At 39.6% G+C, this 12668-nt stretch carries 9 protein-coding genes and 1 pseudogene; 2 read left to right on the forward strand and 8 right to left on the reverse strand.

The window, feature by feature from the left end; genetic code table 11:
* Positions 1 to 53 precede the first annotated feature (53 nt).
* The 4 genes from ACQY1X_RS07170 to accC are packed head-to-tail and all read right to left on the reverse strand — an operon-like array spanning position 54 to position 3217.
* Entirely contained in the window at positions 54 to 629 is a 576-nt protein-coding gene (locus ACQY1X_RS07170) for a Uma2 family endonuclease (protein WP_042790429.1), read from the reverse strand.
* A 26-nt stretch (positions 630 to 655) separates the two neighbouring features.
* Positions 656 to 1231 carry a Uma2 family endonuclease gene (locus tag ACQY1X_RS07175; protein ID WP_430015518.1) on the reverse strand — a complete coding sequence of 192 codons (576 nt, stop codon included), beginning with the start codon at positions 1229 to 1231 and terminating at the stop codon, positions 656 to 658.
* Between the two features lie 26 nt (positions 1232 to 1257).
* On the reverse strand, positions 1258 to 1827 hold the full coding sequence (locus ACQY1X_RS07180; RefSeq protein ID WP_430015519.1) for a Uma2 family endonuclease: 570 nt from the start codon (positions 1825 to 1827) through the stop codon (positions 1258 to 1260).
* A 43-nt stretch (positions 1828 to 1870) separates the two neighbouring features.
* A complete protein-coding gene (accC, locus tag ACQY1X_RS07185) occupies positions 1871 to 3217 on the reverse strand; it encodes an acetyl-CoA carboxylase biotin carboxylase subunit (protein ID WP_069474404.1) in 1347 nt (448 codons plus the stop codon).
* Positions 3218 to 3515: 298 nt separating this feature from the next.
* Between accC and hisD the strand changes: the two genes are divergently transcribed.
* Complete coding sequence (gene hisD / locus ACQY1X_RS07190) at positions 3516 to 4772, forward strand: histidinol dehydrogenase (protein ID WP_002734219.1); 1257 nt, start codon at positions 3516 to 3518, stop codon at positions 4770 to 4772.
* 296 nt (positions 4773 to 5068) lie between these two features.
* Positions 5069 to 5260 (forward strand): annotated as a pseudogene (locus ACQY1X_RS07195) (Uma2 family endonuclease); the annotation flags it as partial.
* Position 5261: 1 nt separating this feature from the next.
* On the opposite strand, the gene ACQY1X_RS07200 reads toward ACQY1X_RS07195, so the two are convergent.
* The 4 genes from ACQY1X_RS07200 to ACQY1X_RS07215 all read right to left on the reverse strand — a co-directional run bounded on the left by ACQY1X_RS07200 (position 5262) and on the right by ACQY1X_RS07215 (position 12516).
* Positions 5262 to 5903: an OmpA family protein gene (locus tag ACQY1X_RS07200; protein WP_002777405.1), complete on the reverse strand. Its 642-nt coding sequence runs from the start codon at positions 5901 to 5903 to the stop codon at positions 5262 to 5264.
* A 6-nt stretch (positions 5904 to 5909) separates the two neighbouring features.
* The gene (locus ACQY1X_RS07205; RefSeq protein ID WP_430014264.1) at positions 5910 to 8126 is read right to left on the reverse strand and encodes a methyl-accepting chemotaxis protein; all 2217 of its coding nucleotides are present in this window, start codon (positions 8124 to 8126) and stop codon (positions 5910 to 5912) included.
* Positions 8127 to 8227: 101 nt separating this feature from the next.
* The gene (locus tag ACQY1X_RS07210) at positions 8228 to 11374 is read right to left on the reverse strand and encodes a tubulin-like doman-containing protein (RefSeq protein ID WP_430014265.1); all 3147 of its coding nucleotides are present in this window, start codon (positions 11372 to 11374) and stop codon (positions 8228 to 8230) included.
* Positions 11375 to 11391: 17 nt separating this feature from the next.
* On the reverse strand, positions 11392 to 12516 hold the full coding sequence (locus ACQY1X_RS07215; RefSeq protein ID WP_430014266.1) for a vWA domain-containing protein: 1125 nt from the start codon (positions 12514 to 12516) through the stop codon (positions 11392 to 11394).
* Between the last annotated feature and the right edge of the window lie 152 nt (positions 12517 to 12668).

The raw sequence follows: 12668 nt of genomic DNA on the forward strand, positions 1-12668 counted from the left end.
TGAAGACAATGCCTAACAAAGCCAAGCGTTAAACGGCAATCACTACCTCTGATTTACCAAATCAAAGTAAGATTTAAACTAAATTCTGGCAGAATACTTTCCCCCGATAAACTCTCTGGATTAGTTAAAATTTTTACTGCCTGTCCTTGACGATAAATTTCCACTTCTCTAGTTTTTCTATTGATTAACCAACCTAAACGAGTCCCATTATCTAAATATTCCTGCATTTTTTTCCTAGCGGTTTCTAGGCTATCACTAGGAGACATTAATTCAATGACAAAATCGGGAGATAGAGGTAAAAATCTTTCCTTTTGTTGCGGGGTTAAAGCTTGCCATTTTTCTAAAGGTATCCAAGCAGCATCGGGAGAGCGATCGGCCCCATTCGGTAGTTTAAACCCCGTGGAGGAATCAAAAACTACACCTAGTTTATGTAGGTTATTCCATAACCATAATTGGGCAGTGATTCCAGCGTTAGAATTACCAGTTTCTCCTCCGGTTGGTGGCATAATAATTAAATCTCCTTTGGCGCTGCGTTCCAAACGTAAATCTCGGTTATCCTGACAAAGTTGAAAAAACTGTTCATCGCTCAGTTGCCAAGATTCAAATTTAATTTCTACTACTGTCATCATAGATTCTCTTTTATAGGATTATATAATTACCAAATATTATCAAGTTCTAAGACAAATTGAGATAAAATATTTTCCCCCGATAAACTCTCTGGATTAGTTAAAATTTCTACTGCCTGTCCTTGACGATAAATTTCTACTTCTCTAGTTTTTCTATTGATTAACCAACCTAAACGAGTCCCATTATCTAAATATTCCTGCATTTTTTTCCTAGCGGTTTCTAAGTTGTCACTAGGAGACATTAATTCAATGACAAAATCGGGAGATAGAGGTAAAAATCTTTCCTTTTGTTGCGGGGTTAAAGCTTGCCATTTTTCTAAAGGTATCCAAGCAACATCGGGAGAGCGATCGGCCCCATTCGGTAGTTTAAACCCCGTGGAGGAATCAAAAGCGATACCCGTACCATTATTATCTGACCAATTAAATAATTTTTGGGTGATTCTACCGTTACTATTGCCCGTTTTTCCCCCCGTCGGTGGCATAATAATTAAATCTCCTTTGGCGCTGCGTTCCAAACGTAAATCTCGGTTATCCTGACAAAGTTGAAAAAACTGTTCATCGCTCAGTTGCCAAGATTCAAATTTAATTTCTACTACTGTCATCATAGATTCTCTTTTATAGGATTATAGAATTACCAAATATTATCAAGTTCTAAGACAAATTGAGATAAAATATTTTCCCCCGATAAACTCTCTGGATTAGTTAAAATTTCTACTGCCTGTCCTTGACGATAAATTTCTGCTTCTCTAGTTTTTCTATTGATTAACCAACCTAAACAAGTCCCATTATCTAAATATTCCTGCATTTTTTTCCTAGCGGTTTCTAAGTTGTCACTAGGAGACATTAATTCAATGACAAAATCGGGAGATAGAGGTAAAAATCTTTCCTTTTGTTGCGGGGTTAAAGCTTGCCATTTTTCTAAAGGTATCCAAGCAGCATCGGGAGAGCGATCGGCCCCATTCGGTAGTTTAAATCCTCCAGAAGAATCAAAAACTACACCTAATTTATGTAGGTTATTCCATAACCATAATTGGGCAGTGATTCCAGCGTTAGAATTGCTGGTTTCTCCTCCAGTCGGTGGCATAATAATTAAATCTCCTTTTGGGTTGCGTTCCAAGCGTAAATCTCGGTTATCCTGACAAAGTTGAAAGAACTGTTCATCGCTGAGTTGAAACGAGTTAAATTTAACTTCTACTGTCATTATTATCCCCAACCTACTCTCGTCTAAAATTTATGGTAACGCCCTAGGGCAAGAGATGTTCCTGGATGAAATTAGTGTAAACATCTCCAGCTAAAAAGGCGGGAGTTTCCAATATTTTACGATGGAAATCAATAGTTGTCGGTACTCCCGTGATCGCACATTCCCGCAGAGCGCGTTTCATGCGTTTAATCGCAGTTTCGCGATTTTCTCCCCAGACAATTAATTTCCCAATTAGGGAATCGTAATAGGGGGGGATTTCGTAATCGGTGTAAACGTGGGAATCCATGCGGACACCCGGACCACCGGGGGGCAGATAACCGCTAATTTTGCCGGGGTGAGGGCGAAAATTGTGATCGGGATCCTCGGCATTAATGCGACACTCGATCGAATGCCCTCTAAATATCACCTGATCTTGCTTAATTTGCAGTTTTTCGCCCTGTGCCACCAGAATTTGTTCTCGGATCAGGTCTATCCCCGTGATCATCTCCGTGACGGGGTGTTCCACCTGAATACGGGTGTTCATTTCCATGAAGTAAAAATTGCCCTGTTTATCGACTAAAAATTCCACAGTTCCCACCCCGACGTAATTAATCGATTTAGCGGCTTTAACAGCGGCATTACCCATTTTTGAGCGTAAATGGGGCGTTAAGAAGGTGCTGGGTGCCTCTTCTAGCAGTTTTTGGTGTCGTCGCTGAATCGAACAGTCTCTTTCTCCTAAATGGATCACGTTACCGTGACTATCGGCCAAAATCTGAAACTCGATATGTCGGGGACATTCGATAAATTTTTCTAGATATACTCCTGAATTGCCAAAAGCCGCTTCTGCTTCTCCTTGGGCGGCTTTTAACATATTACCTAGTTCATCTGCACTCTTGACAAGACGCATCCCACGCCCTCCACCGCCGGCGGTGGCTTTAATCAGGACAGGATAACCGATGTCATCAGCGATACGTTTTGCTTCCGCTTCTGAGGTAATTAAACCACCACTGCCGGGGATAGTGGGAACTCCCGCTTTTTGCATGGTTTTTTTAGCGGTAGATTTATCCCCCATAGCCAGAATAGCACTGGGAGACGGACCGATAAAAGTTAACTGATGATCGGCACAAATTTCGGCAAAGCGGGCGTTTTCTGCCAAAAAACCGTAACCGGGATGGATGGCCGTGGCGTTGCGTGTTAGGGCAGCCGAGATGATATTAGGGATATTTAGGTAACTTTTGCTGCTCGGAGGCGGACCAATACAAACACTCTCATCGGCCAATTGAACATGAAGGGCATGGCGATCGATGGTAGAGTGGACGGCAACGGTTCTAATGCCCAATTCTTCGCAACTATGAAGGATTCTTAAGGCGATTTCCCCGCGATTGGCGATTAATATCTTGGCAAACTGCATTGGACGACCACGAGATCAGGCTGGTGTGATAGGCGACTATTTAGTAGAATATCTGGTTTTGTTACCTTGGGGAAATCGGGAAGTGGGGAAGTGGGGTGCGGGGTGTGGGGTGTGGGGTGTGGGGTGTGGGGAGAAAAAATAAAAATAATCTCCTGACTCCTATCTCCTGACTCCTGACTCCTGACGGCTAAATTAACCGACTTCGTCTCCCTCCCCGGTCAAGATTGAAAGCGATAAGCTAGAGTGTGAGAAGTGAAAACCTTTTAATCTCGTTTCGCCCCTAGAGGATAATAGCTCGATGTTGCGAATTATCACAGAGCCATGGTCAGCCAGAACGGAACTGAGACGAATTCGGGAACGATTCGACGATCCGGAAATTCGGGAAAAAGAATCGCTTGTCCGAGAGATTATCGATCAGGTGCGACTTACTGGCGATCGCTCGTTGGTGGATTACACGGAAAAATTCTACCAACAGTCCCTTAATCTACAACAACTTAAGGTGAGTGGCTCGGAACTCGATGCTGCTTATCAACAGGTGTCCCAGGATTTATTAAATGCGATCGCTATTGCCTGTGCAAAAATGGAGGCTTTTCACCGTCAGCGTCTTCCCAAAGCTTGGGTGCAGTTTCCTGAGGATGGTACGGTTCGAGGGAAACGTTATCAACCGATTAACAGTGTGGGAATTGTCGTTCCCGATGGTAAACGAGCCTATCTCAGTTTATTGCTCCAACAGGCGATTCCTGCCAAAATAGCGGGGGTTAAACGGATTGTCATGGTGTCCCCCGCCGATGAGGATTTACGCATCCATCCGGCGATTTTAGTGGCAGCCCAATCGGTGGGTATTAGTGAGATTTATCGGGTGGCTGGACCACAGGCGATCGCCGCTTTAGCCTACGGGACAAAAACGATCGCTCCTGTGGAGATGATTGCCGGAATAGGTGATTTTTACACTAATTTGGCTAAAAAACTGGTTTCTGATCATGTAAAAATCGATTACCTCTCTATTACTTCTGATTTAGTTATTATTGCTGATAATCAAGCTAATCCTAGACAGTTGGCCCTAGATCTATTAGCGCAAGCGGAACAGTATTCCCTAGCGGCTGCGATTTTATTGACGACGGATAAGGCTTTGGCTTTAATAGTACAGGAAGAAGTACAAAAACAGTTACAGGTACATCCCCAGAGATTGTTAACGGAAAAAGCGATCGCTCATTATGGTTTAATCGTGGTGGTGGAATCATTGGAGAAAGCGATCGAATTATCGAATCTTTTTGCTCCCACCCATTTATCCTTAATGATCGATGAACCCTGGGAAAAGCTATCTTCTGTGAGACAATCGGGAACTATTCTCCTTGGTTCTACTACTCCAAAAGCGGTGGCTGATTATTTAGGTTGTCCCGTGGGAGTGGAAACTTTTCTCGATTCCGCCACTTTGATCGAATATCCCGCCGATTCCTTCGCCTCCATAGCCCACAATCTACAAATATTAGCGCAAGCAGAGGGCTTTACGGCAACGGATGAGGGCATAGAGTACCGAGGACAGGACAAAACCTAGAAAAAGTATGGTCTTGTGACATATTTTTTGATTCCCATATCCTTAATTTTTTTACCTTGCTGTTCTTCGAGATTACCACTTCCTTTTTTATCTAATATCTCCCCATAGATTGGGATGACTCTCTTGTCATAAATTAGACTCACCATTAAGATATTTATTGCTCCCCAACTCATCCGGTCTATGGCAATATCTACCAGAGTAAGCGCATCTTAACAATCCTTGACAAAATCAACTTTATATGAGTTGCTTACCCAGCAAAGCAAAGGATTAAGTCTCCATCACTACCACCGAATCACCACCTCTTAGTGAATAGTAAACACCAACGAGTGGAAACTTTTCGACGGAGTGAACAGGGTTTATGGATTCTGCAAACCTATCAGGAAGAAAGTTTTAGTTTGCAGAGTATTAATCTGACGGCATCTTTTCGGGATTTATACGAGGATGTCACCCTAGAAACGGTTAATTATTCCGTGGAAGAAATAGAATAAATCATTGTTTTTTACCGGGGGGAATAAAACGGATTTCAATTCTGCGTCTGCTTGCATCTGCGTCACGATTAACTGCGGCTAATTTACCCGATGGGAGGTATAACTGTCCTGCGGAAAAAGCTCGAAATTTGACGTTTTTGAGTTTACCTGTGCTTTCGATTTCTTGCACTACTGCTAAAGCTCGCATTAATCCTAAATCAGTGTTAGAACCGGGTACTAGCATTTTAACAGATTGTTTTCTGCTGGCAACCGATTCGATATTTTTATCGAGATTACTTGTCTTTTGTATTCCCTGTCCGTCCGTGTGTCCAATTACTTGAATAAAGTCGATTTCTCTGTCTTTGGTAATGGTTTCGATAGCGGGAATAATGCGCTGACGAATATAGGTTTTTAAAGCGGGGTTTAATTCAGCACTTCCCGACTGAAATTTGAATTTTCCTGATTTTTCATCGATAACTATCGGGGTTGCTGTTTGCAGTTTTCGGTTAGCTTCCTCCAGTTTGCTGATGAGATTATAGGACTGAAAAAGTGCCAAGAGGAGAAATAAACTCAGAATCATGAAAGCATTGGACATTAAATCGGTAAATGCGGGATAAACATCCACCGATTTATCTTCATCCCGGTAGTAGGTACGTCTAGACATAATTGCTTAGAATTTGTTAGTGAAGTTATCAAATATAGTCTTAATCCCCTTCTCAACATCTTTTTGAGGAGGATTAGGGATTGTCTTAAAAAGTTCTTCCATCTCATCCTTAAGTTTTTCTATCTTATCCTTTAAGTTAGAAAATTCAGAAAGTTCTTCCATCTTATTATTTAAGTTAGAAAAGTCAGAACGCATATCGTTAATTTTCTCCAGTTCTGCTAAACATTTGTGAATTTCTCCATAAATATGTTCAATCATTTTCTGATTCGATTTATTTTCCTTAGCGATAACTTTCTCTAACTTATCTCGCAAAGATTCTAAGTTAGCAGTTAATTGACTGGTGTTGGTGTTCACCGCGTTAATTACTTGAGAAAAATCTGATTTAAGGCTGCCAAATTGATTGGCTGTTTTCTCAATAGATTGGGAAACTGCTTTTAATTGTTCTGAGTTCTTAGTTAATTTATCATCAACTACCATCCCTAAGTTATTGCTTAAAAGGTTTAACTCAGACTGTAAGCTTTCCTTGACTTGAGTAAGTTGCTCTGTCACTGTATCAATTAACTGAGACAGGTTAGCATTAGTCACATCGAGATTATTACTAGAGCGCTCAATCCCATGGGAAGCTGTGAGGATTTTATCGGAGGTTTGGGAGAGTCTTTCATCGAGACTATTGATAAGTTGGTTTCCTAATTGTTTCGACCCGGAGTTAAAGCTGTCTTGATAGGTTTTCACGGTTTCGATTAATTTTACTAATTCTCCCTGAATGTTAGATAACTTTTCTTGTTCGGTGACTAAGCGTTGCTGATTTTGTTCTAGGATTGTCTCAGATTTTTGATTCAAGTCAGTAATTTTTATTCCTAACTCAACCATAGTTGTCATGGAACGCTGGAAGTCTTGAGTTAAAGAAGCTAGAGATTGAGTTGATTGGTTTAAATCTGTAGTAGAATCGGCAAACTGTTGATGAGCAGTCATTAAATCTGCGGTTGCTTGCACTAACTTATCAGCAAATTGACTACTTTCGATTTTTTCGGAAGCTTCCAGAAAACCTAGCGCACTATTTTGTAATTTTTGAGAAGATTCTTGGATATTTAAATACACTTGTTCTGCTAAATCGTTAGCTCTTTTATTACTGCTGATAATCTCCCCGATATTCTGCTCTAGTATTGCAGTGGATTGAGAAAATCTCCCTTGGGTTTCTGCTAAACTAGCGGTAAACCTTTCGATATTACCAGAGAAGTTACTTTTTTCAATTAACTCTGATGCTTGTTTAAAAAGCAGTACACTATTTTTTAGTTCCTGAGAGGATTGTGTAAACTCTCGGTTTGCTTGCGTGATAATTGGTACTTGCTCGTTAAGTTCAAAAGCTGAACGCTGAAAAGTCGTCGCACCAGTAGATAAAGTTCCCGCAGTTTCAGTTAATCTTTCACAAACCTGGGTGACTAACTTAGCGGTTTCCTGATTACCATCAGCAATTTCTTTAGCAACTTCTCTTAAAGAAGATTCTAATACTCTCGTCACCTCAGTATGAAAGTTATTTAGAAATGTTTCCTGTTTCTCCACCATGCTATCAACCGCTTTATTCAAGCGACTATTCCCTTCTACAGTCGGCTGCAAGATATTATCTAAATAGTCTTCTAGGGAACTAATTAGATTTACTTTAGCAAGGTTGGTGTTAAAGATTAAGTTAATCACAGTCAGTAAAGAACTACAAGCTAAACCAATTAAGCTAGTGATAAAAGCAATCCCCATACTTTCTAGGGGAGTTTTGAGCTTTTCTCCTAAACTTTGCACATCGACATTATTAATATCGATAAGTGTGCTGATTCCCGTCAGATTGAGAGTAATTCCGAAGAAAGTTCCCAACAAACCAAAAGCGAGGAGGAGATTGGGTAACACTCTCACAAAATAATCCCATTTCTCGCAACTAAGAGATTTAGACATGAAAGTAAATTTTTCTTCATGGTATAAACTATCCACCAAAGCTGCGGTATTAACATCATCTAGTTGACGACTGGCTTTCTCAAATTTAATCTCTAGATTAGAGATAATTTTAGGTGAACCCTTGGGACTGTTTCGCGGAATTAAACCCTTGACTTTTTCGGTTGAATCTTGGAGATATTTATAGAGAGTCATCCGGATTCTCACAGCTAAGACGGTGGGAAAAATAACCAAGACTAGAGTTAAAACAATCAGATAGGGGGGAAAAAGGTTAAGTAATGCCATGATAGTTATTGGATACCTCGAATTGTGGTTGATAGAGAGAGTTGGGGGGTGAATGTTTCCTCAGATAGCTGGGGAAACATCATTAAGATTGCTCAATTTTATCATTCATCAGTAGTGCTAACCTCTGGGGGTAAACTGGGTTGACTAATGTTATTGTTTGTTCCCAGTAAAGTTTGTTGCTTTTGCTGTTGTCTTTCGAGTTTTTTCTGTTCAGCAGCACGTTTTTCTAGTTCCATTTTCAGTTGATTAACAAAACGGGTGATAATTCCTTCTTTTGCCTCCTGTTGAGCATTTCCATCTTGTCCAGCTACCTTATCTTTGTAGCGATAATTGGGGTGATAGGAGGGTAAATTTTTGACATTGTTGACAAAATCAATACAGTTCTGGCAATAATCACCCTCGTTAGTAGATAATCGAGAAGGATTAGCCAAAATCTCATTTTTTGCCTGATTAAGCAGTACCTGCAAAGCATTAATCATGTCCTTACGAGAAGCAAATTGTTCTAAAGCAAGTCGCCAATTACCGCTAATGTCAATGATGGACTTATTGTTAAATAAATCGCCTTCGATGACTAATTGATAAGTATCATCTTCCTCATCGTATTCTAGTAAACCGAGAGCAATTGCGGGATAGAAAATAAACTCTAATTCCTCAATTAATTTGGCAGGTGGTGGGATAATATCAGCAAAATCTATCCTGTAATCATTGTGTAAAATGCTTATTCTCTTTTGGTCTTGATAGATTTTTTGTAACCCAGATAAATCAGTAATGATTCTTAGGGGAAACCCACCAAACTCGTAGGTAATTAGGATTTCTTCGTCGGTTTGAATTGATTCAAAAGAAGTCCCCAGATTAATATTTAAATCAGATTCGAGAGTCTTCATGAATCTTTGCATGGTGGGTGAATTATCATCCTTAGTCCCAATTAGTAATGCTTTATCTGTATGCAAACGATAGTAAGCATCATTAACATTTATGGGTAACATTAAATCAGCTTCTCGCAGAATTTGCGCCAAGCGTTCAGGAAAATCATGGGGTTTATATTGACCCATAAATCGCTTAATTACTGCATCAATTTTATTAGTGCTTACTGATTGAAACTGTTTCTCTATTGTTGCTGTTAGAGTCTCTTTGAGAGTTTCATTGTCAATAACAAAAGATTGGCTAAATAAACTGAATAGTGAAGCATTATAGCCTAAATTATTGGTGACTTTTTGGCTAACGGAAATGTATTGAGTTCGGGAGTTACTGTCAGGGATACAGTTATCAATATTCTCCTCTGGGAAAATACCTTCCCCAGTCATCTCGTCGAGATTTAACTGCATTAACTCCTGTTCGTATTTATCGTATTCTGTGATTAGCTGATATAGGGATTCTTTCAGTTGTTGTATCTGCAGCATTCGACTAGAAATATGCTTGAGAATCGCTTCAACAATCTTTCTGGATTCCCCATTGATGCTGAAATTAAAGTTATGCTGAATTAATTTTTGTCCGCTTTGAACGTAGTCTCTTAACTCGGACTTGATTCTCTCACTATTGGCATTTTTATTGAACATCTTGAAGACAGACTTTTTCCCGTTTATATCTTCGAGAGTTTGTTTAACATTTCGCCAAATGTTATCAATTTTTTCCGAGGAATGAAACCCTTTATTATCCTGAGATAATTCCTCTAGATTCCCCTTGTAGGTATTAATCTGTACTTGTAAAGCGACCAAAAAAGATAGGCTATTTTCCAAAGAAAATTCTAAGCTATCAGGATTAAGAAGAATCTCCAAAAATTGGTCAATATCTGACTTAAATTTTTCGATTAATTTAGGTTGAGTTTGTTGGGTCAGAGTTAACCAGATTCCGCGACTGCTATCTGTTTCTCCCCCTTGTACTTTGCGAAACTCTTTTTCTAGGGATTGCTTGACGGTTTGGGGTAAATTCTCCAAATCTTGACTATTGGATATTTCTTCCTCTAGGGAATTTTTCCAAGAGGTTAAAGTCTTAGAAAAAGTTTTATTATTCTCTAGGGTTGCTTCTTCCAATCTGGCAGTAAAATAATCCTTATTACTTTGGGTACTCCAATTAGCTAGGAACTTACTTAATAACTCTTGTCCACTGGGACTTTGACCGTATCCCTCTAACCAAAATTTAATTAATTTGAGACTAAAACGATTGAGACCAATCTGCACAATTCGGTCGCGAGTAAAATAAATCCTCGCTAGTCCAAAGGAGATATAACCTTGACACATCTGAAAAGGATGATTATCTTTACGAATCATCGGGTCTTTATAGTTATCCCGATTTCTTTTGATGGGGAGAGATAACTCATCGGCAAAATCCAAGAAAATCTTGTAAGCAATGACATTACATAATTTAGCTTTGTTATTAATCTGGTAATCTCCCGAAGTGCGATTAGAAACTAAGTAGGCAAAATCAAAAGGAGAACGTTTTTCATCAATGTTGACGAAATTTTGTTTATCATAACAGGCTTGAAAGGAATTACTTTCATTGGTATAATGGTCTAACTCTTTCAAAGCTGCATAGGTATTAGCTCTCATAATTGCCCCATCACCATAAAGTTTAGGACTAATTACCAAATAACCAAAGGATGTATATTCGGTGGTTTGTTGTAAAATATGACGCAAAGTGTAGGCCACATCGAGGAAAATACCGCTACCAGTTCCCCCACACAAAGAACCGACAACAAAGACATTTAAACCCTCTTGGACATTAAAACTTTGACCGTTAACTTTACCGCTAAACATAAAGGATTCATGACCAGAAGTTCGTCTTTCCGCTGCTTCAATTGCCTCTTGAATTTTTTGATAGTTATGGAAGAAAGCTAAACGACCGACGGGACGAATACCTCCCGCACCATTTTCAATGGCAGTTATTTGTTTTTTTAGTCTTGGGTCTAACCAGCTTGCAATATGGGAAAAGGGACTTTCAAAAAGAGTTTTGTGTTCAAGTTCATAGGTGAGATTGTTAACATCCTGAGCATTCATATTAATGAATACTCTTTCAGCAGCTGATAAAAGAATTTCTTCTCCGTGATAGCTATTTCCTGTGGGTAAACCCGAACCATTGAAAGCGTTTTTGTCTGTGTCAATATGAACAAAACTGACAACGGGTAGGTTAGATAACTTCCCATACTTATCAATAATAAAGCGACGAATTCTCATTAACACATCTCGACCAGTACCACCTAATCCGATGATAACTGTCCGTTTGATAGCGCGGGTTTGACTGGTGTTAGCCATAGTTTAAATCTCCTGAGTTATTTTTTACTAATCTGAATTTGTAGGTCGAAATCTTGATGGTTATGGTGATAGGTTAAAGTCAGGTAATTTTTATCTATCTTCACCTCCTGAGTTAGTTGATTACCTCGATAAAAAATCTCTGCTTGTTTACTGGGTTTCAGATATAACTGATTGCCGCGTCTTTCTAAATAGCAGCGAATTTCTTCCCCTGCATGAGAAAAGGTATTCTTCTTATGTTCTTCACCACCGATGTTAATTCTTTCGGATGTTTTTAAAATATATTTTTGGGTTTCATCTTCATCATCATTAGAGGAGACTTCAATAGTCCAAGCAGTATTTAACAGCAACCAATGACGAATTCCCAAAATACTCGCTACTATTCCCCCAATTCCCATTAATGTAATTACCAATGCTGACAACCATAACTGACTCAAGAGATAAGGATTAATCAAACAGGTTTCTTGTCCTCCCGGTGCGGGAGTGCAAAACTCTTGTGCTGTGGGAGCAATATCGACAACTGATAGTTTATATTTATTGCCGTTAGTGGCGGTAATTTCTTGGGTTCTTAGATTAATTGGTAGGGAATTAAGCCAGTTTTGTCTCTCCAAACTTTCGGGAGCATCAGCAAGACGAAAAGGGCTATTTTTTGGGGTTTCTATCCACTGTTGGGAAGTAATTCCCGCAGCGGTAGAAAGGGGTGCATCGGTAATCCAAACTACCGACTGGGGTTTGATAGCTTGATTGGCAGTTAAACGACACTGATTTAAGCGTGCCAGTCGAGTATAAACGTGCCATTCTGCTCGCTGAATATCGGTATTTTTAGCACTTTGGCTAGATTGCCAGGGAATCGCTTTTAAAACCGCGTCTATATCTTCCTGACTCCGAATTAAAATCGGTTCTGCAATCGGTTGAACATTATCAGCAAAGGGGACTAAATAAACGGAATCGTTATTTTTTAAACTATCGCGAATAATTTGACCGAGGCGCGTGCGTCCTTCATCATTAAAGTTAACACTACCGGTAAGATCGATCGCTAGGATAACATCTCGTCCCTGCCAACGAGCCACCAAATCTAATCCCAGTTTTTGCCAATCGGTAAGCGGTTCCCCGGGGGATACCGTTAAACAGTCAGCACTTTTCATTTAGCCTCGTTCGAGAGTGAAAAATTGAGCTTATCCCTATCCTTGCCCCATTGTACTAAAAAATTAATACTTCTTAAAAGTTTTTTTCGCTTTTATTCTCGACTTGCCCTAGGTTATTGTCAATAGTAACCATAGAGTAAAATAAATTTTAA

It is taken from the genome of Microcystis protocystis FBCC-A270 (genome assembly GCF_050500235.1).
Taxonomy (GTDB): Bacteria; Cyanobacteriota; Cyanobacteriia; order Cyanobacteriales; family Microcystaceae; genus Microcystis; species Microcystis ichthyoblabe_A.